We start from the raw sequence: 21,286 nt of genomic DNA on the forward strand, positions 1-21,286 counted from the left end.
TATTTTTCAATGAGCGTTTGACCTATTTTTATGTTAACATAAACAGTATGATTATAATAACGGTTTAGCAGAAGGAAGTGTAAATAAACTAAAGGTAATAAAGCGAATTATGTATGGCCGGTGCAACTTTGAAACCTTGCGGATCAAAACTCTCCGACTTGAGAAAATGCGCAGTATCAACTAACTCAGGAAAGAACCAAAAAGTTATTGACATATACATAAAATTAAAGCTTGGAAAAGCTGTAGATTATGCTGTAAATAATAAAGGATGATTTATGAATTATCTTCTGAATGGCAACTGTGCCATTTCAAATAACCTGGCTAAAAACAGTATAAGACCTTTCACTTTAGGGAGAAAAAACTGGCTCTTTAGTGTGAATCCCAGAGGTGCTGAAGCCAGTACAGCAGTCTATAGTATGATTGAAACGGCTAAAGCCAATGGATTGGAGCCATACAGCTATCTCAAGTTCCTGTTTAAAAATCTGCCCGGTGTCCAATTTGAAGCACATCCTGAATTCTTTGAAAAATACCTACACTGGAATCCATGGGTTCATTCTTCCTGTAAAAAAGACAGATAGCAAAAATAAGACCACTCTAAATGAATGATCGTTTATTTTTTATACCTACACTGCGTAATTTAACGCCTACTCTGAAAAGGCTGATTGGAGATATATAATAGTTCATATTTTATATTTTATAAATAATTACATTTTATGTTTTTAAAAAAAGCATATAAAATTGCGTTTATCAACATATCCAGGATTTATTTAAATTTTCTACCTCTTCTTCGCCTTCGTGACATTAGTTTTTTCCAGATTTCTCTAAACTGTTTACATATCTGTGCATCAATTTTTAGAAAATCGACTAAAATATTTTTATCAATAATATTTAATACATCCTCAATGTCTCCATTATTTCTTATGTTACTATCTATAAGTTCTAGATATCTATGGGTTAAATTATCGTTATAATTCTCCAAATTTGGTATTATAACTTTCCCTACCTCTCCCGGTAAAATCTCTAATACTCCCCCTCCATAACTCCTTCCACTTATTTCAGTAAAAGCAAATGTAATGCTATTATAATATGCCAATAATACCTTATCTTGATTTATTCCCTCATTAAATTTTATGCGATGCATAGTATCTGTACTAACAGCATTTATATTATTTAAAACAAATTTAGGAAAAGTATCATTACGTCTTAATATAAATGCATCTGGTATCCATACAGAAGGAACGATATACCATCTATCTCTTATTGAACATTTGTATCCTTTATTAATTTTTTCTTCTTCTCCCTTTTTAATATATTTTTTATGTAATTCTGGATAATCATCATATCGTATATCTGATGGAAAGTTAATCAAGAATGCTTTTTTATCTTCATTAACATTATACTGCCAATCTTCTTTCGTAAAATAAATTCCATGTGCATGAGAACTTCTTCCAATAAGCGGTAAAGTTACATTACTTAGATTATACTTATTTACAATATCCTTATTTACCGAAAAATAATTATTATTTCCAGTTGTAATTCCCACATTAACAATTGATATATCATTAAAAGTCGTAAATCTATTATCTCTTCTAATTTGTTCTATTAACTCTACTTCTATATCATTAGTAAAATATTTAGTCCATTTATCTTTTGAATGAACTATTGACTGATATCTTATACTATTTATATCAAAGCTTGATAAACACTTTAAATTTTTTAACTGTTTAATACCAATAACAGACTTATTATTTTTTTCTCCTTTTTCTCCTATAAAAATAATTACCTCTTGTTCTGCTTCTTTAAATATTAAATCTTCAAATGTAATTAATGTAATTTTAGATAAATTATTTGACAAAAACAACCTTAAATCTTCCGCATAAGCTACTTGTAAAATTTCAGCTGGTAAAACAAACGCAATTTTCCCATTTGCATTTAATAATTGAATACATGCAACTAAAAAGCATACCCAACTATTAATTAATTTATTAGATTTCATACCATGAGAAACCAATATTTTTGATTGAAGTTCTCTTTGTGACTCCGTAAGATATTGATATCTAATATAAGGTGGATTACCAACAATCAAATTAAATGGTTTTTCTTTTAATAAATTGTAATATTCAAACATAAAATCACTAGTCATAATATTAAATTTTTTATTATGACCTACTTTATTTTTTGCTTTTAGTACTTCTTCTTCAAAAAATTCTACAGCCTTTACTTTATCAATTATATTGAAATTTAAATTTTCAGAAATGCTTTCAAGGAAAACACCATCACCACAGCTTGGTTCTAGAATATTTTTAATATCAGTATCATTTTTAAAAATATTTATAATAAAATCTGCTAATATTTTAGGTGTATAATATCCCCCTCTTAATTTTTTAATAGAAGCATCTTGTTTCAATAACATTTAAATCCCTCAGTTTCTACATTTTTTACTACTTCTTATATACTATACACTATTGTTATTAAATCTTCAATCTGTTTAATGAGCTGTTTCTTTTCATTGAAAAGTGATGTTATTTGTGTCTTAGTTATTTTCATTCTTAATATTTTATTTATTTCATGTATTCTTTTCGTCTTCACAATAACATTATTATATATATCAATATGTTCTGATTTTTTAAAGTTTAGCTTTTTAATCGGCAACCCTTCTAATACAGAAGTTCCTCTAGAATAATAATCACCTTCAAAATCACTTCCTATAATTGATAACAACCATTCCGTTCTTGGATGTGTAAGATATGCTTGAATATATTCTAAACAATACGGACTATCATCTTTTGTAGAAATGGCACAATATCCTGCAGTGCCTCCAGATGCTATTACAAAATCATCTTTATCATATAAATACATTGGTTTTTTACTTAAAACTCCAACAATCAATTTTGGATTATTATTAAATGCTTTGAATGCCTGATCTCTCCCATATTGATACCAAGTATCACAAGTTGCATTAGGAACATCTCTTTTTCCACTAGAATCTATTTGTTTAGGTTTAAGAATGTCATATCTATCTTCTAAATAATGTAAAGTATGAGGAAATTTATTTTTCATAATATCTAATGGATATAATTTTCCATCTTTATCATAAGGAAATATAATCCACTTATTTGTATCAAAAATATCATAGGTTGATAAATTTCGCTCATTCCTATTTATAGGTTTAAAAAATTTTTTAAGAATTCCTTTTTCGATTTTATATACTTGTCCAAACTTTTCAATTTTAAAATAATCTTCACACTCTTCAATTATTTCTTTCTTAGAAAACCAATAAACTGGCGGCCTCTCTGCACTTGTTTGGATACCATTAAATAAATTAGCTACTGTTGCTAATTTATCAGAATTTGTATATAATTTATTAATTAATTTCATTTCATCTTCGTTAGGAACTAAAACCCAAGGCATATCAGTTAATATGCTACTGTCTAGTAACATTTTATCTTTAAATGATGGATTACCCCACCACTTTGAAATATTTTTAACTTCTTCATATGCAAATTGTGTTTGCTTTTTTTTCTGAATTAACAGTATTGAACTATATATAATTTTATTTTTAAACAGTTGTGCTGAACCAAAATCTATATATTCAACAACATATTTATTATCTGTTAGAAGTTTTCTTAACTTATATCCTGATTTAACTTTTGAAAACTTATTAGGAATAATATAGCATATGTATCCCCCATCCTGTATTTTCTGTAATGCTCTTTCTAAAAAAATAAAATACTTATCAAATTGTCTATATGAAGTTGTATATTTGTACTTGTATACTGCTATTTCTTTTTGTGGTAATAAATTATTCATATCTTCTACATTAACATATGGTGGATTACTAATAATCAAGCTAAATTTATTACCATAATTTATATTATCCCAGTCAAAAGGCAAAATTTCATCTTTTTCATATTGTGATAGCTTACTGATATCAATATTATGAAAATCAATTAAAGAATTTCCATGAAAGATGTTTAAACTTAGATCAGGTAGAACTGGTACTGAATCATATATTGATGGAGTTGTCTCATGCTCAAGTAGTTTTATAAGTAAATTAAATTTAGCAACTTCAACAGCATGTACATCAATATCAATACCATATAAACATGATAACAAAATTTGCTTTTTTTCTTCTAAAGGTAGCTTATATTCTCCATTCTCAACAGTAATTAAATATGCTATATCATTTGTCTTATACCATTCAACACAATATTTAATAATATAATCAAATATTTCTATAAGAAAAATACCAGAACCACATGCAACATCTACAATCTTTAAATTTAATATTTTATCAGGACTTTTACCTTTAATAAGCGGTTCTAAGCTTTTTTTAACCATATATCTAACAATCTCAATAGGTGTAGTTACTATAGCTCTATTAACATTCCGATTTTTAGTTCTTGCCTTATTTTCAAGTTTCATAAATCCTGATGAATCTACTACTAATCGATCTGCGAGAAATATTTCATAAACTTGGCCAAGTAAATTAGAACCAATTAACTTAAATTCATATGGGCTTTGTGGATAATATAATTCCTCGATAATCTCTTTAATTATCTTACTATTCAAATCAAAAATTATATATTTACTACGAAATAATCCTGAATTATATTTTTTATCTGCTTCTATAAATAATTTTTGCATTTCCTTTTGTAATACTATTTCATTATTTGTAACTTCTTTTAAAGTATGATATAAAGGTAAATTTTTATCTTCACATATTCTAAGAAATAAAATTTGATTAATAAATTCTTGAACTACATCGTTAATAATCTCTATTGGGAAATTTTTAATCCTCAAAAGATAGTTACCAAGTTCAATTCTCCATTTATTTATTTGTACAAGGAAAAATTTATCAACAGGCATTTTCAATCCTTTAGTTGCGTTACTCTCAAATCTTTTTTCTAATACTTTATCAAATTTTCCGCTATAAACAGTGTCCTTTGATAATATTTCAAATATTTCATCGAATTCATTTACATAATTTTTAAAATAATATTTTTTCAACATTGCTACATTACAATTATCACTTGCTTTAGGAGGTATAGTCGTATCATAAATAATTAAATATTCAAAGTTCGTTAAGATTGATATTTTAAGATTAGCTGACCACCCATATCTCCTTACCTGAAATGCCGGCTCAGGTAGCTTGCTAATATCTACACTTGGTTTTTTAGTTTCAACAAAAAAAACAGGTACTCCACTTAAAGTCATAGTATAGTCACTTCTACCAGCTTTCCCAATATTTTGTTCAAACATAACCTCTCTATATTGAGGTTTTAATCCAAAATTATTCTCTATATCCCATCCTAATAATTTAAAAAATGGATTAATTAATTCAGTTCTACATGTTTCTTCTTTAAATTCAATTTCTTTATTTTTATAATAATCTACTAGATTAGTGAATCTAATAATTAAATTATTTAATTTTTCCTTTGAATTCATATTTTCGCCTCTTATTTAATCTATAGTAACTTACTTTTTTAAATCTAAAAAATATAGCTTATAATTTATAGTATATAATAAAAATTGCAAACATTAATATTAAATATTCAAATGATAAAAAATATTTTTACACGAATTTGAATAACATCAGAATCATAGTTTTCAAAGGCTTTTATAACATCAAAACTTTCAGCTTTGAGATTCCTGTTTTTGCATGTAACTTCTCCATGATCTATTTTCATCTTTAACAATTGTGTATATACTGCATTGCTATAATGATATGGTAAATTAAAATAAAAATCATCATATGTTTTCCATTCTCTATAAATCTTATCTCCCCAAAATCAACTCGGACTTCTCCATAAGAGTGCCAATCCTTCATTCGCAATTTTCAATTTCTACCTTAACTTTGTTACAAATTTTGTAACAAAATTTGTACTGGCATTAAACTCATGGGGATATATTTCTTTTACCCGTCATATACTCTTTTGGCTGTGTGACTTTGTTTATATAGTAATTCCAGTAGTGATCTTTAAATCATTTTGTAATAATATATTTATATAGTAACAATTTACTTTTTCATGAATCTTTTTGACAATTTAATATTAAAATTGTATTTTTCAATATACCTTTTTTGCAAGTGTGCTTGCAATGGTCTTTCCTTTTCATGTAAAACTTTTTAAATTCTGCTTTGCTTGATTCCTAATTTACCAAAAATATAGTTGTTATAATTTATTGTTTAGTAGTGTTTTTCACATTTATAAATAAAATTTTTGCAATAATATTATTTCGCTTCCACTTCTTAAGCCTACTAATATCAAACTATCTCAAAAAAACGCTGCTATTTATAGTACGATTCATTATAAGTTATTTTAAAATTGTAAAAAAGTGAAAACTTGTGACTCTCTTATTGTAGATATTGATAAGAGAGATAAAATATAGTGGTTGAAATGCACTTTTAAATTAATTAGCTTCATTATCTAAATCAACCACATTTTCTTTCCCAAAGTATTTTATTGCATTTGCTAATATCTCATCCTTAGGATTTGGATAATACACAACTAGATTCTCCTTTGCTCTTGTACAGCAAACATAAAAAAGTTTTTTTGTTCTTTCTAAGATACCCGGAAATTTTTTTCGCTTTTCTTTTGTAAGTTTATTTACTATTTCTGGATTAAACAAATACTCAAAGTTATAATTTGACCATCCACCATTATCAAGAATAACTAATACATTATCAAATTCAGTTCCCTTAATTTTGTGTTGCGTTGATAAAGGTATGTATCCCTCTAAATAGTAGTATAATTTTTTAAATGTCTCATACTTAACCATCTTAACTCTCTCATACAAATAATCATTACGTTCTATAAAATATTCAACTTTATCATCCAACTTACACAAGTTTTGTTCATCAGCAAATTTAATAACTGATTCAATGGTATCACCTTCCATATCATTAAGGTTATTAATAATATTTTTAATTTTCATCTTATCAGCAATCGAACTTATTTTATATGATGTTGCTCTCAGAAAATCATTATATTGATTATTATTATATAAATGCAATAAATTTTGTATTTTAAACAAGTGTTGAATTAGCCTATCTCTTTTAGGTTCTCTTGCTCTTTCTTCCATGTAATTTTCTTTTTTATTATCTATTAAATTATCTTTATCAAAATATATTCTTTTTACCTTATTAAATGGCCAGTCCTTTACAATATCATATAAGCTCTTAAATATAGTATTCTCTAACTTTACATCTTTTTTAGAACGTCCCTTATTTTCTCCTATTTTATAAGTGAGATTAACTTGATTTACAATATTGTCAAAAGTATCTTGTTCATTAACATCTATATTTTTTTTCTTAATCTCTTTAATGATCTCACCCTTAAACTTAATAATTGGATCAGAATCATATATTTCCATTAATTCAGGGAATCCAGCTTTACCAGCAATTAAATTATATGTTAATCTTAACTCTTTTGTTTGTTTGGAATCGCTAAAGTTCCAACATTTACAATACTTTGAATTATACAACTTATCTAAATCAATATTTTCTGAATAAATAAATTTGATATCACCATTTTTAATTAACCCATCTTTCATATTGGGAGCATTAATGTCATTTGATGGTTCTTGAATGAGTTTATCAAAACGGATTTTATTTGATAGGTCAATAATGCTTTTAGGATTTCGCCTATTTTGTACTTTTCTTACTTCCTTAATTATTCCGCTGTTAATATATTTATTAACATCTCCAACACCACTATCATATATAGCTTGCATTAAATCTCCAAATAAACCAATTACATTCTTATTCCTACCTTTTTGTAAAAATTCCAACAATATCTCTATTACTAATGGAGAGGTATCCTGATATTCATCAACAAATATGTACTGATACTTGTCTTTTACTATATTACAAAGTCTAGAATATTTTTTGTACATATGATTTGCTAGTATCAACACCTCATCATGCGAAATCTCACCATTATTTATCCTCACATACTCCTTATATTGAATACCGTTTATAAAATCATTAGTATATTCCGTATCTCCATTTGGATTCCTAATTTTGGAAAATGGATCATTAATAAGTTCTAGTAGTGACTCTTTCATTTCTTTTTGAAACGAACTAATTGTATCCCATAGAAAATCATGAATTGTAGATACTGATAAATTATTGCTAGAGACTCTTTGTTCAATTTCTTTTACAGCTCCATTTGTGTATGTAATACATGCTACTTTTGAAGTTGGATTAAAGTTAATTACTTCTTTTATAATCTGTACAAGAGAATAAGTTTTTCCACTTCCTGCTCCCCCACTAAGCAAAAAATTTTTCTTTTCTTTTATGTAATCCAACACCTCTATTACTTCAGGTTCTAATTTCCTTTCAACCATATCAATCCATCCTTAATATACTTAGGTATCTGCCAATTTGAATAATTTGATTTATCATTGCTTGTACTATTGAGTAAAACATCCATAGCGAAAGACGGCTTACTTTGTATACACTTTTCTGCAAGCGTATAGCTATCATACATATATTTACCACTAGGACTTTCTTTTTTATTAAAATAATCAACTTCTTTGAGACTTATAAACTTATCCTTATTATCAATTATTAGTTTACGATTAATATGAAAAAAGGCATCTTCAAAACTTCTCGCATTATAAATAACTCCATCTTCATTAGCTTCAGGAACTTGATAAACAATCATTAGATATCCATCTGCTGAACTCTTCCACTCATCATTTTCTTTTAATAATACTTTATTTTTAGTCTCTAAATTTATAAAATAATCTATTTCTTTTGTACCAGACTTCAATAAATAATTTTCTATTTCTTTTCCATAATAATGCCTTAATGAACCATTACTTGTACGTGTGCTATCCTTTACTGGAACAGCTTGTCTAACCATTTTGTCACTGCCATCCTTATTTTTTTTAACTACACCCGAATCATCTTTATCTAGAATTAACTTACATGAATCAATATCAGTAATAATCAGCGACTTAATACCTATAAACGCTATAAATTTATCAAATATTTGTGAATAGTTTCCCACCTCTATTATTGATATATTTTGTGACAATAATGGTAAGCTAGCGTCAATATTATCTTCATCAATTTTTTTCATCATAGCTGGCACTAATATTCTTTCAGTATCCCCTTCAATAAAAATGACCTTATCAGCAAAAAATATCTCTGATCTATTTAATGTTAAATATTGCTTTAAAAACTTAAAATGAGCTTTACCTATTTCTTTCTCTTTACTATATTCTATTTCAAGTAATTTTAAATTTTTTGATTCTACACTGTTTAAGTTATTCTTCTTAAAATATTTAATATCATCAAACTCACATTCCGAAACAATATGCGAAGAATGTGTAGTTATTATTGTTTGTAATTTAAAGCTCTTATTACCATTACTCCCATCACTTCCCTCTCTTAATATATCCTTTATATTTTTAATAAAAATATATTGCATCTGAGGGTGTGCGTGCGCTTCAGGTTCTTCTATAAATAGCAAATTAACATCTGAAGGTTGTATCTCTTTATGATTATCTTTTCTAAACTCACTTAATAATGTTTCTATTTCAAAAATCATACTTATCAAATTTAAATATCCTAATCCATTATAACTTTCAGGAAGATAGTGTTTGTTATCATCATATACAACAGTAGTATTTCCTTTTAACAACTCACGGCTTTGCAAAGATGAAATGATTTTAATAATTGTTTCATCTTCCTTCATTCCACCAAACTTCTTAACTTTTTCAATTACATCTCTAAATAAGTCATTATATACAACAGATAGCTTTGAATCTGTTTCTATTATCGCATTTTGAAATTTATCTATTGCCTTACTCTGAGAATCATTGACCTCAGTTTTTTCATAATATTTCGAAGATAGCTCTGATAATGTATCATCATTATCAATATTAGTTATTGCTCTATGTGCTCCAATATATTTAAAATTTATTATCTTACTAATATCTACTTTCTTTTTATCTAAATCAATAAATTCATCTAATTTTACATCTTGAATAATAGTGTCGAACTTAACTGCCTTTCTATAAATTCTAAAGTATTCCTTATGATGTGACCTAATAAAATTTTCAAAACATCCTAATCTATCTGCCGATAATGCCTCATGTTTATCGATATATTCCCCAAACTTTTTCTTCATTTTATTAAAATTATCATCATCCAATAAATATTCGAAACTTAATACCACTTTTGTATTATCGGGATCTAAATCAAGCATCAGGTTACTGATATTGGAAAGATTATCTGTATCACCATATTCAATGAAGATTAATAATGAAATACCTTCTTGCTTACCCCATCCTCTACTCGCATCTTCTACACAACTGTATAATTCTTGTTTTAGCTCTACATTAAAATCATCATATGTAAAATTATTATTAGATGACTTATTTCCTATAAATTTATTTAATATAGCTAATAACGAAGTCTTACCACAATTATTCTTACCTATAACAATAGATAGATTATCTTCTAAATCTAATTTTAAGTTTTTTAATAATCTAAAATTTTTCACTTTTATTTTAGAAATCTTCATATTCTTCACCCTTTGTATATCATATTGCCTGTTGGAAAATATTTTTTATTTAATTTCTTAATTTAAATATTATTATATACTTATTTTACATATTAATCTATATTTTCCTATTAACAATCAATATTAACAACAAAGACAATTTTATTTTAATCAAACTATATTTATTAATTTAATAAACATACTCCAAAATAACAAGTAAGAAGTTATTACATAAAATTATCATTAGTGGTAAAGCTATTTTTAGCATACTATCTATTTTAATATTAAACACATAAATGAGAAGTTAGATCAAATTAAGCAATATGCCATATAAAGGACGTGAAAATGTGAGTAGAAAAATTAAATTTAGAGCCTGGCATAAAAACAATAAACATATGTGTGAAAATGTAAAAACGGACTTATTAGATAGAAACTATCTAGAATTTATGCAATACACTGAGTTAAATGATGTTAATGGAAATAATATATATGAAGGAGATATAGTATCTCAAAAATCGGTAATAAACAGTTGTCAAAATATAGACTTCACTGGTGAAGTTAAGTTTTACAATGGAAGTTGGCAAATAGATAGTGGGAATACTACCATTTACCTATTCAATGAAAATTGTGAAAATAAAGTTATTGGAAATAAATTTGAAGGCTTTAGAAAATAGTGTATAAATTAATTTGTACACTATCTTGTTGTTAATTTATAAATCCTATTGGATTTGACAAGAGGCTGTGAAAAAAAGTCTGTAAATTAAGAAAGATATGTAGCTTTCTATGATAAAATAAAAATCATAGGAGGCTTTTATTTATGGCGAGGAAAAAAGATATTTATAAGGTAAAACCCATGACTGAAGGTAAGAAAAATATTATTTCGGATTTTCTCAACGAGTACGATATCAAATCAGCAGAAGATGTTCAGGAAGCATTGAAAGACCTGCTTGGAGGTACTCTTCAGGAAATGCTAGAGGCAGAAATGGATAATCACCTGGGATACAAAAAATATGATCGTTGTGATGAAACAAACTGTAGAAACGGCATAAAGCCAAAGAAGATACGAAGTAAATACGGTGAAATGGACATAAATGTTCCCCAGGACCGACGGAGTACCTTTCAGCCACAGACAGTAAAAAAACGTCAAAAAGATATTTCAACTATTGAAGACAAAATAATTTCCATGTATGCCAAGGGTATGACAACAAGGCAGATATCTGAAATTATTGAGGATATTTATGGCTTTGAGGCAAGTGAAGGAATGATATCAAACATCACCAATCGTTTACTACCTGAAATTGAACAGTGGCAGCAGCGCCCGCTATCAACCATATATCCAATTGTTTTTATAGATGCCGTGCATTTTTCGGTTAGAGATAATGGTATAATACGAAAACTTGCCGCATATATCATTCTCGGTATCAATGATGAAGGAAAGAAGGAAGTTCTGTCTATCCAGATTGGCGAAAATGAAATCAGTAAATACTGGCTCAGTGTCCTAAACGAACTCAAGAACAGGGGTGTAAAAGACATACTTATTCTCCGTGCTGACGGGCTTTCTGGTATAAAGGAATCAATATCTACGGCATTTCCAAAAACAGAATACCAGAGGTGTATTGTACATCAGATACGTAATACATTGAAGTATGTGTCATATAAAGACAAAAAAGCCTTTGCCCCAGACTTAAAGACCATATATCAGGCTCCGTCAGAAGAAATAGGCCATAGGAATATGGAAGTAGTAGCTGAAAAATGGCAGGATAAATATCCGGGAACAATGAACAGCTGGTCAAAAAACTGGGATGCCATAAGCCCTATATTCAAGTTTTCAATGGATGTCAGGAAAGTTATCTATACTACAAATGCCATAGAAAGTCTTAATAGTACATATCGCAGGCTTAACAGCCAGCGAAGTGTATTTCCAAGTGATACAGCACTTCTTAAGTCCTTGTATCTTGCAACTTTTGAGGCCACTAAAAAATGGACATCAGTCCTTAGAAACTGGGGGAAGGTACATGGTAAGCTGTCCATAATGTATGAGGGAAGACTTCCTGAATAAAAATAGAACCATCGAAAAAAACGCCTGCAAATAGGTGTTCTTGACATACATGTTTTTACACTGCATATTAAAAAATAAGGCAGTATTTTATTTTACTGATATCTGCCTTTAATAATTATCATAGAAAGCTAATTTACAGAAAAAGCTTCACACTCTCGATGACCAATTATTGATTTACTTCTTAAGATACAAGTAAATATAATATACTCATATTTTACTTATATCTTAAAAAGTCGATTACTTATTTTTCAAATTTAAATTATTACTAAATGCTAAATATAATAATTTTTCATAATAATATAGTACTTGTTGGTATTTATTCAAATACAACAGACACACAAAAACCATGATGTTAATAATGTATCTGCTATTTTTATTTAACAATCATCCAATTTCTATCCTCTTCCAGAATCAAATCAAACTGTGAAATCTGCATAGTTTTCGTATGCTTGTCCAGATACTTTACTGATACCAGTACCTGCACTCTATCATCAGCTTTTCGATATACCGGATTGATAAGCTCTGAAAATACATAGTTCCTACTAATTGGCTTTAGCACGTCATTTTTTACATAGTAAGATATTTCTTTTTTACTTGCATTAGGGTAAAGTTTAAAGAATGTCTTTAAAAATTCATTGATTTCCTCTGTAGTAGCTTCATCTACTGTGCCATTACTTTCTAGTATCTTTGGTTCATAATCCGACTTTGCAGGGATCCCACAAATGGTAGGATTCTTTATGATTACCATGTTACCAGATTTATCCACGTAGACTGTCACTTCATAAGAGGAATTTACTATCTTTTTTGTAGTACCTTCTGTTATCAACTGATCAATAGAAAAAGTGACTTCATATTTATTGTTATCTATCTTTTTTACTTTCCAGATTTCCACGTCATCAACTGCTGAAGATGTTGGTATGTCCCTTCGAATGGTATCGGTATTTAAATCCTGCAATTCCTTAGTCAGGTAACCTTTGAGATTCTCTGTCCTCTTGTCTATAGAATCCTGATTGTTTTGCCATGAGTAATAGACCTTGGCGAAGTTTTTTACGAAATTTTCTATCTGATTGGTATCTACAACCTGTTTTTCAATAACCTTTGTTTCATGAACAGTTTTTATATCTATGGCAGTAAAGTTCTTATAAATCCCAAAAGCTACACTACCAACAAGTAGCACCCACAAAAAAATAACAAATTTCTTATGAGTGCCAACTTTCATAACACGTATCTTTTTGAGCTTAGGCTGTTTTTCTTTTTTCAATATTTTCATATCTCAAATTTTCCCTTCTATTTATTTTTGATTCTGCCTACACTTACTAGATGCTCACACCAGTATGAAGTAGTGAGGTCGGCATATCCTATAGGATTTCCTGCATTATACATACGATTGTTTCCAACATATATTCCTACATGTGTAATGTAAGTACCTGCATTATAGGTACCATGGAAAAACACCAGATCACCTGGTTTTGCTTGTGCTAAAGAAATGTGCTGGGTCATATCATACTGTTCCTGGGCTGTCCTGAGAAGTTTAATTCCGGCCTTCCCAAAACACCACTGAACAAGTCCACTGCAATCAAAGGAAGTATTAGGGTTGTCTCCACCAAATGTATACTTCCAGCCTTGATATTTAAGGGCTTCTGTCATAATTGTTTGAACTGTAGCATTATCAAAACGACCAACAGTTAGATATTGTGATACCAGAGGCACATAAAACATATTGCCATAGCCATACATCCAACCGCCGTTTTTCTTTACAGCAACAGGATTTGTATAAGTAATCTTTTTACCTCCTGATTTTTCTCTTGCAAAACTTTCTGCAAGTTCAAAGGTATATTTTTTGCCATGCCCGGCGACATAATCTATAAAACCTTCTCCATAGTTGTAGGATTGGAGGACAGTATTTATGTCACATCCTTTTTTCTTGGAATACTCAAGCAAGTTGGCAAAATATTTGCAGCCTTGCTTTATAGATTTTTCTACTGAAAAGGAATCTGCTGGCACTCCTGCGGATTCAATTGACTGCATTACATCTGTGCCTCGTCCGCCACTTTCCACCTGCATGATTGCAAGCAGATAACCTACATATTCTTCAATTCCATATTCTCTGGCATATTTCTCAACCATAGGCTTGTGTGCCAGCACTTCCTGTGATAGATTGGAACCTGCAAGATCAATATAACTATCATTTCCACTGTCTTCATCTGAAATAAATACGGCAACAAAAATAAGCAGAGAAAGTAGTACGGCAAAGACCGTACCAAGAACAATTAAATGCTTAAGCTTCATTTTCTCCGTCCTTTCTGCCCTTTGTCTGCTTGCTCTTTTACTTCTTGACGCAACTGTGTGGTATTTCTTAAAGTAGCAGGCGTTACAATTGGCTTTTGAGAAACAGACTCCGATTCTTTCTCTTTTTCATGGAAATAATCTTTACTAGAAACACGATTTTCTGTAAATTTTGGTGTACTGGCTAAAGGACGGTTAGGATTTTCAGTACTGTTTGTTGTCGTCCCATCAGTAAATGAATTTGTTCGATTCAAATTGGCCCTGTTTGTTTTGGGAATATCACTAGATGTTACAGGCCTAGTACGTACCTGACTCGGAGATGATGTTTTGCGTATATTTGGCTGCTCCGTCACAGGCTGCTTCATTGTACTTTGCTGACGTGCTTTGTCCATCTCCATCCGGCGTTTAGCAGTTGTCTCCCGGTGCCGATTTCTGTTTTCTGCGCGTTCCTGCCTTTTATCCTCTAGTGTTTTTGCTATACTATTTTTGAAGCCATCCACATTTTTTACTACCTTGTCTGATACTTGCTTTTTTCCATGATAGAGGGCATAACGGGCATTGATCGGCAAATCCTTTGCCTTATCTTTTATTTGAGCTGCTTTATCTGCAATGTGATCTTTCGTATCCATAACTGCCCCAATTTTCTCACCGACACTCTCTCCAAAACTTGGTTTATTTTCGAATGATACATCAGAACTGCTAGCTGGACGTTTATGACTAGGCTGTGCCCTTCGGGATTTTCCAGATTTCTTGGAAGCTGCTGCACCTGCCATGGCTCCAGCTGCCGCGCCAGTTGTTCCGGCAACAAGGATGCGTCCGATTTTGCTTTTGAGTCTTCGTGTTCCACGGTTTAACAGCTTGTAAGGTTTTTGAAAAATTCTATGTCCCATCTGCTTGGAATCATTTGCCTGCAAGTTGAACATACCCATCAGATCTCCAAGTTTCATATAGATTCCGGCAAATGTGACTATCTGCAAAAATGCAATCAGGAAAAACGGAAATCCTTCCGATAGGGTATAGAGCATTGTGGAGATGGAAAAGGCAGTAGTTACAATAAGTATAATACCTGCCCGTGTCATGATTACATTAAAGAGCTTCATTATGGCACGCTTTGCCATGTTATCAAAACCAGGTATCATGGACAGTAGAAAACTCATAGGCAAAAACATGGCATAGATTATGAAAAGTATCTGCGAAAATATCATAATACCCGTCAGCAAAAACACGAAAATAGAAATTCCTATATTGAAGATAAACAGGAAAAACACCATGCCAAGTCGCGTAATGGTCTTTGTAATGGTAAGATTCATGTTGTCCTTGTCCTCAATTTCCTCCTTTACAACTGTTTCCCTATCTTTGCCATTGTTCTTATCAGGATCAGCAGACAGCAGCTTTTCAACTCGCTTTTGTCCAATTTTATCCATGTCAGAATTGCCATACTGTAGTAAAAGCCATGGCTGTTGTACCTGTATGGAAAACAAGTTGTCTCGTATCATATCTACACTGTCTTTGCCCTTGCCTTCTGAATTTGGCATGACAATTTTTCCTCCAATTGACAGACTGGTATTGCTTACATCAGATGAAAAATCATTTATTTTGCTGATGTAGTCTGGAGCATAGGCGATAAAGGAAGCAGACAGTATAAAGACCACAACTAAATTAATAACTGCATGAACAGCTTTTGTAGTTTCTCTTTTGATAAGTCCTGTGTAGGCAACGTACATCCCAACTATCAGGATGAAGATAAGCAGAAATCCCACATAAAAGCCAGAACTTTGAAAGCCATTTGGCGAAATGCCTGCCAAAGTCTGCATGTTTTTTCCAATGGCATCTGAAGTCTTGGAGATAAAATCCAAAGAATAGGCTTCCTGTACCAGATATCCTGTGGCATTGGACAGGTAAAGTGAAATTGTCCATATAAAATTGGTGATGGCATATAGCCCATACATGACCTGTTTGCCTATTCCATCTGTCCAGTTCCACGGTAGCCAGTCCCAGGAATTATCCACATAGAAATCGAGCTGATAATTGCCAAGAGGATATTTGGAGTAAGTATTCTTGGAACTTACTGTATCATCTACAAGACCTGATGCATGTACTACAGTTCCAACAATGACTAAAAAAAGAAAGGATATTACAATGACCATCAAGATAGTTATAAAGATTTTTCGTATCTTTTTCATCTGTACTTTCTTCAAGCTCATTTAGGTCACCTCTTTCTTAACCGGTGGTCGGGTGTCAAAGGCATGGAGAAGTTCTTCAAATACCGGATGAATCTGAATGACACCTACACGGCCATAAAGATCTGAAATTAAACATTGACCATTTTCAAGGTCTCGCAATCGTTTCTGGTTATTCTCATCCTCCTTGTCTACTCCAAAAAACTCCAGTGTCTTCTTTATTTCATTGATATCCGTAGAGCGAAATGCAAATTTAAGTCCTATATTGTTTTTCATCTTTTCATCAAGCAGGTCGTCCGCATTCTGCGTTACAAAATAAACGCCTGCATTCATGGCACGGCCGGCTCTTACAAGCTTGTTGGAAAGTGTCTTTCCCTGTGACACCTGTAAAAAGCTCCATGCTTCGTCCAAGTCCACAATTTTAAATACACTGCGGTCAGAGTGAATGAAATCAAGAGCAAAGGTACTTATGACAATTAGAATAGCCACACTTAAAAGTTCTACAGTGGTATATTCCTTAAAATTTGTTTCTGCATCTGGTAGTACCAAGTCTGCCACTTGTATGATATTCAGCTGTTTGTCAAGGCTAATAGACTGAATAATGGTACCGTCTGAAAATAGCAGTTGACCAAGATTACTGTCCTTAATGCTGTCTATATGGTCGGCAATACTGTTGGCAACTGTTGTGTTTTCCTTGTGTAACTCATCAATGACACGCAAAAGCCCTTTATTTTCACTTTGTGTTACTCTGCGAATGGCTTTACGAAGAACCGGGAATTTCTCTCCATCACGACTTGAAATTCCAGTTAAAAAGGTAAGAATGTCAATTGCCAGGCTTTCTGCATCCTTTGTTTTTTTCATAATCACATAGGGGTCAAGCAATCCCTTATCACTTTCATCTCTTGTAAGATTTATAATATTAATTTCATGGGCAATTTCCGGCAGTGTTTCTTTCCACCTGCCGCGCTCTGACTTTGGATCAACTATTACTGCCTGCCCTCCATAGAGAACGGCATAATAAACCAGCAGATTGTTTGAAAATGATTTGCCACCACCAAGGGAGCCAAGAAAAGCTGCCGCAAGAGCATTGGTGACAGAGCCTTTTACACCCTGGGCTGCAAGGCTGGGCTTTAAGTACACATTTCGCCCTGTGTCAAGATTGTATCCAATGTATATTCCTTCTGTTTCTCCAAGCATCTGCGTGGCACCAAAGCCCAAACCAGCCAGAAAATCACTGGTAACATACTGAATATAGTCATTCATGTAACGCTTGCTGGCAGGTAGAAATTCACCATGCAGTCCCAGCATATCTCCAAAAGGGCGTACAAGCTTAATGCTTAAATCGTCATAGAAGTCCATAACTTCATTACAACGGCGTTTAAGTTCATCCAGACTTGAAGCTGATACCCGTATAACATAACTCAATTTATACATGGCTTCCTTTGTCTTATCAAGATTGGTTTCCAGCTCATTTACATTATCAATAGCATCTAAAACATCATTGCCTGTATCATTGTTGGACTCCCAGGCATGATTGTCCAAATCTTTTAGCTCTTTTTTCTTATTCCTAACAGTTGTCAATGCTTTCTTGTTGGTGACAATTTCCACATTCATAGATGTGTCTATGGGAAAGGTAAACTGCTGCTGCTGATAGTAGAAAATTTCCGAGGATGGAAAATCAAGCTCTCTTACAATGGAATTTATAGTGAAATAGGAAACATAGGTCGTCTGGTCTTCATGCTCAATTCTCAAGTATCTCTGCTTTTCCTCTACCAGGCAGCGAGTGGGTTTTATAATGTCATATCTTTTCACCAGAGTTTCCTGCTTTAATTTTTGTATAGGCAAATGGTATTCATATTCCTCATAAGGTGTACCCGTCTTCCCATAGAGATGTTCAATCAAATACCCAAAATCATTCTTATTTAACCTTCTAAATTTGAATCTGCGGGAAATTTTGCTTTGGAGCAACCGTTCCATTTTCATAAACCTATCAATTTCTTTATTGCTCATGCTTACAAAATCACCCATTAGCTTATGATTTACCTCATGTAGAAAATCAGAAAAGGTCATAGCTATGGACTCACCTATAGTTTTAATGTTCACTTCCTGCTCGTTTAAAAGAAGCTTGAAGCCAATAAAAAAGCGATAGTCAATCTGGTTTTCACCAATCATACTAACTAAATCCTCTGTCTGCTGGTCTATTTTTTTATAGGCAACTTCCTTTAATTTTCCGGTAACCTCTCTCTTGCTGTTTTCCTGTGTTACCCTGATGCTTGATTCTGTTGCAATCTGCAGGGCATGTATTTTACCGTCACGGCTCTGGGCTATAAGCTGGCGAAAACTGTCATGTACCTGATATTTTTCTTCAGGACTGAGAAATGAGTAATTATAAGGTATCATCTCATAATAAGCAAAACACTCTCCATCATGATTAAACACAAGGTTATTTTCTATATATTTAATGGGATATGTCATAAATTTCACTCCCAACTGTAGTAATAGCTTCATCTACAATTTCTTTTTTAAGTCTCACAGGCTTTCCTGCATAAGTGACTTTTGCTCTGACGATGTATGAAAACACGGATTTTAAAAATCCAAAGGGCTTTTTACCGTCGAAAGTCTTTTGTGACATGAGCCATGTGAGTGCAGCAGGGATTCCCACATATTTTAAAAGTGCACCGTGAATCATCGAAAGAGGCGGAACATTGGCAAACATAACCACCAGAAGTAGGGAGCAGACAAGCCATGCCATCTGCGTGAATGTAACCGGAAAAGGCAGCTGAAAATCATTGATGGCATATATAACTTTCTCCACATTCCAAATGCTTGTATAACTTTTGATTTTCTTCACATGTAACAATCCTTTCTCTTTTTAATTTTCAATAGGAAAGATGGCCAGTGCATAAATTGACAGGAGACAATTAGAGCGCTGGCACCTTTTCTGGAAACTTTTTAACTAACCTGCATATTCAAAAATCCCATGGGGAGTGACAAGGAAATTTCCTTCAATCTCCAGATCTCGCCCATAGGCTTTATAGTCAATATAGTTTTGTAAATCGGAGGGAATTTCACCAAGCCTTCCGGATTCTTCAAGTAGATAGTAGGCGACATCCTCCATGTCGTCACAGTCTGGATAACAGATGATATCATCCTTATGCTCCACCATCTCTTCAAAGCTGCCAAAGAAAGTTCTCTGGATTTCTCTCATTTCATCTTCAATTGGAGTTCCCTCTAATTCTTCCGCCATAGAACAAAGACGATTGATTTCATCAATGGATGTGTACTCGTCAATATCAAATGGCAGCTCATAATCATGTATGGCATATTCCTCATACTCACCATTTAAGCCAATGCGCTCCTTGACATCTTCCATATCTATAGGTGGAGTAAACCACGCACCCACTGATTCGCCATCGTTGTATTTACCAAGATTGGCAATATAGGCTTGCATTTCCATAGCTTCACCTCCCTATGCACCAACAACTCTGTTAAACAGATTCAAGAGTACATCCTTGACGCCAGAAGCATTGAAAACCAGACCTACGGCAATAAGTGCAATTATAAGAAAACCAATGAGCTTGGAAAACTCTCTCTTGAAACCAAGATAAAGCCCGATTACTACAATCGCCATGAGCACAAGAGACTGGGCATTGCTTAAAAACCAGTTGTATAGATTCTGTCCGAAATTCATTACACATTTCTCCTTCCATAATCTTTCATTACATAATTAAATAAAATTCTATTTATCAGCTGCAGTTAGTTACCATCTGTTCTGCATTATCTACCTGCTGTTGTAGTATTTTTTCATGCCTTTTCGTGAATTTGGCATTTTGTATAATGTCATAAATGACATTTGTGTTACGTATCTGATCGATTAAAAGTGCCACTTTTAATGTCGGGGCAACCTGTCTTTGCAGCCAGTTTAAAGTACGTGCAAAGGAATATGGCTCCGGTTTGGTGGTAAGTTTCAGCTTTTCACGGTCCTTGCCTATAAACCAGACCCAGCTTTCATTTATTTTCCATTCACTGCGCCTCTTATCTTCTATTCTGTCAACAAAACGCAAGTAACGATTTATTATGGAAAAGGCTGTACGCTCTGCATCCTTATATGACAGTAGGTCAATAATTGCGTGATAGGCTCTATCATTTTTGAGTCTGATTTCAAAACGGTTTTTGACCTCTGATTCTTCTATGGGAACGCCATTTTTCACGTACTGTTCATAGTCCTTTTCGTCGGGTAAGCG

At 31.8% G+C, this 21,286-nt stretch carries 14 protein-coding genes and 3 pseudogenes; 4 read left to right on the forward strand and 13 right to left on the reverse strand.

Features of this window, described 5'->3' with window-relative positions; all coding sequences use genetic code 11:
• Positions 1–46: 46 nt before the first annotated feature.
• Together AB8U03_RS02775 and AB8U03_RS02780 are read left to right on the forward strand one after the other, a co-directional pair.
• Positions 47–184: pseudogene (locus AB8U03_RS02775) on the forward strand (ISL3 family transposase); the annotation flags it as partial.
• Positions 185–221: 37 nt separating this feature from the next.
• Positions 222–578: pseudogene (locus AB8U03_RS02780) on the forward strand (IS66 family transposase); the annotation flags it as partial.
• A 185-nt stretch (positions 579–763) separates the two neighbouring features.
• Here the strand turns inward: AB8U03_RS02780 and AB8U03_RS02785 are convergent.
• The 5 genes from AB8U03_RS02785 to AB8U03_RS02805 form a co-directional block, all read right to left on the reverse strand.
• On the reverse strand, positions 764–2,413 hold the full coding sequence (locus tag AB8U03_RS02785) for an Eco57I restriction-modification methylase domain-containing protein (RefSeq protein WP_369703030.1): 1,650 nt from the start codon (positions 2,411–2,413) through the stop codon (positions 764–766).
• A gap of 35 nt (positions 2,414–2,448) precedes the next feature.
• Positions 2,449–5,448, reverse strand: coding sequence for an Eco57I restriction-modification methylase domain-containing protein (locus AB8U03_RS02790; protein ID WP_369703031.1), 3,000 nt, complete (start codon positions 5,446–5,448; stop codon positions 2,449–2,451).
• A gap of 107 nt (positions 5,449–5,555) precedes the next feature.
• Positions 5,556–5,690 (reverse strand): hypothetical protein, encoded by a 135-nt coding sequence (locus AB8U03_RS02795; RefSeq protein ID WP_369703032.1) that lies wholly within the window; start codon positions 5,688–5,690, stop codon positions 5,556–5,558.
• Positions 5,691–6,411: 721 nt separating this feature from the next.
• On the reverse strand, positions 6,412–8,349 hold the full coding sequence (locus AB8U03_RS02800; protein ID WP_369703033.1) for a UvrD-helicase domain-containing protein: 1,938 nt from the start codon (positions 8,347–8,349) through the stop codon (positions 6,412–6,414).
• Entirely contained in the window at positions 8,331–10,538 is a 2,208-nt protein-coding gene (locus AB8U03_RS02805; RefSeq protein WP_369703034.1) for an ATP-dependent nuclease, read from the reverse strand. The genes AB8U03_RS02800 and AB8U03_RS02805 overlap by 19 nt, the downstream gene beginning before the upstream one ends.
• A 326-nt stretch (positions 10,539–10,864) precedes the next feature.
• On the opposite strand from AB8U03_RS02805, the gene AB8U03_RS02810 reads away from it, so the two are divergent.
• Complete coding sequence (locus AB8U03_RS02810) at positions 10,865–11,191, forward strand: YopX family protein (protein ID WP_369703035.1); 327 nt, start codon at positions 10,865–10,867, stop codon at positions 11,189–11,191.
• A gap of 143 nt (positions 11,192–11,334) precedes the next feature.
• On the forward strand, positions 11,335–12,576 hold the full coding sequence (locus AB8U03_RS02815) for an IS256 family transposase (RefSeq protein WP_369703036.1): 1,242 nt from the start codon (positions 11,335–11,337) through the stop codon (positions 12,574–12,576).
• Between the two features lie 373 nt (positions 12,577–12,949).
• On the opposite strand, the gene AB8U03_RS02820 is transcribed toward AB8U03_RS02815, so the two are convergent.
• From AB8U03_RS02820 to AB8U03_RS02855, 8 genes and pseudogenes are all read right to left on the reverse strand, one after another.
• Positions 12,950–13,846: a conjugal transfer protein gene (locus tag AB8U03_RS02820; protein WP_369703037.1), complete on the reverse strand. Its 897-nt coding sequence runs from the start codon at positions 13,844–13,846 to the stop codon at positions 12,950–12,952.
• 17 nt (positions 13,847–13,863) lie between these two features.
• Complete coding sequence (locus tag AB8U03_RS02825; RefSeq protein WP_369703038.1) at positions 13,864–14,865, reverse strand: bifunctional lytic transglycosylase/C40 family peptidase; 1,002 nt, start codon at positions 14,863–14,865, stop codon at positions 13,864–13,866.
• A complete protein-coding gene (locus tag AB8U03_RS02830; RefSeq protein WP_455423795.1) occupies positions 14,862–17,066 on the reverse strand; it encodes a CD3337/EF1877 family mobilome membrane protein in 2,205 nt (734 codons plus the stop codon). The genes AB8U03_RS02825 and AB8U03_RS02830 overlap by 4 nt, the downstream gene beginning before the upstream one ends.
• The gene (tcpF, locus tag AB8U03_RS02835; RefSeq protein WP_369703039.1) at positions 17,067–19,517 is read right to left on the reverse strand and encodes a conjugal transfer ATPase TcpF; all 2,451 of its coding nucleotides are present in this window, start codon (positions 19,515–19,517) and stop codon (positions 17,067–17,069) included. It abuts the gene before it with no gap.
• On the reverse strand, positions 19,501–19,893 hold the full coding sequence (locus tag AB8U03_RS02840; RefSeq protein WP_369703040.1) for a conjugal transfer protein: 393 nt from the start codon (positions 19,891–19,893) through the stop codon (positions 19,501–19,503). The genes tcpF and AB8U03_RS02840 overlap by 17 nt, the downstream gene beginning before the upstream one ends.
• A gap of 105 nt (positions 19,894–19,998) precedes the next feature.
• Positions 19,999–20,499 (reverse strand): antirestriction protein ArdA, encoded by a 501-nt coding sequence (locus AB8U03_RS02845; protein ID WP_369703041.1) that lies wholly within the window; start codon positions 20,497–20,499, stop codon positions 19,999–20,001.
• A gap of 12 nt (positions 20,500–20,511) precedes the next feature.
• Entirely contained in the window at positions 20,512–20,733 is a 222-nt protein-coding gene (locus AB8U03_RS02850) for a hypothetical protein (RefSeq protein WP_063600943.1), read from the reverse strand.
• A 55-nt stretch (positions 20,734–20,788) separates the two neighbouring features.
• Positions 20,789–21,262: pseudogene (locus AB8U03_RS02855) on the reverse strand (replication initiation factor domain-containing protein); the annotation flags it as partial.
• Positions 21,263–21,286: the final 24 nt, after the last annotated feature.

It is taken from the genome of Clostridium moutaii (assembly GCF_041205085.1).
GTDB classification, from domain to species: domain Bacteria; phylum Bacillota; class Clostridia; order Clostridiales; family Clostridiaceae; genus Clostridium_B; species Clostridium_B moutaii.

What these genes read in the sequence shown, in the direction of transcription:
- AB8U03_RS02845 (WP_369703041.1), bottom strand. Translation starts at nt 20,499, where the DNA reads ATGGAAATGCAAGCCTATATTGCCAATCTTGGTAAATACAACGATGGC.
- AB8U03_RS02805 (WP_369703034.1), bottom strand. Translation starts at nt 10,538, where the DNA reads ATGAAGATTTCTAAAATAAAAGTGAAAAATTTTAGATTATTAAAAAAC.
- AB8U03_RS02850 (WP_063600943.1), bottom strand. Translation starts at nt 20,733, where the DNA reads ATGAATTTCGGACAGAATCTATACAACTGGTTTTTAAGCAATGCCCAG.
- AB8U03_RS02790 (WP_369703031.1), bottom strand. Translation starts at nt 5,448, where the DNA reads ATGAATTCAAAGGAAAAATTAAATAATTTAATTATTAGATTCACTAAT.
- AB8U03_RS02815 (WP_369703036.1), top strand. Translation starts at nt 11,335, where the DNA reads ATGGCGAGGAAAAAAGATATTTATAAGGTAAAACCCATGACTGAAGGT.
- AB8U03_RS02820 (WP_369703037.1), bottom strand. Translation starts at nt 13,846, where the DNA reads ATGAAAATATTGAAAAAAGAAAAACAGCCTAAGCTCAAAAAGATACGT.
- AB8U03_RS02800 (WP_369703033.1), bottom strand. Translation starts at nt 8,349, where the DNA reads ATGGTTGAAAGGAAATTAGAACCTGAAGTAATAGAGGTGTTGGATTAC.
- AB8U03_RS02830 (WP_455423795.1), bottom strand. Translation starts at nt 17,066, where the DNA reads ATGAGCTTGAAGAAAGTACAGATGAAAAAGATACGAAAAATCTTTATA.
- AB8U03_RS02825 (WP_369703038.1), bottom strand. Translation starts at nt 14,865, where the DNA reads ATGAAGCTTAAGCATTTAATTGTTCTTGGTACGGTCTTTGCCGTACTA.
- tcpF (WP_369703039.1), bottom strand. Translation starts at nt 19,517, where the DNA reads ATGACATATCCCATTAAATATATAGAAAATAACCTTGTGTTTAATCAT.
- AB8U03_RS02785 (WP_369703030.1), bottom strand. Translation starts at nt 2,413, where the DNA reads ATGTTATTGAAACAAGATGCTTCTATTAAAAAATTAAGAGGGGGATAT.
- AB8U03_RS02795 (WP_369703032.1), bottom strand. Translation starts at nt 5,690, where the DNA reads ATGAAAATAGATCATGGAGAAGTTACATGCAAAAACAGGAATCTCAAA.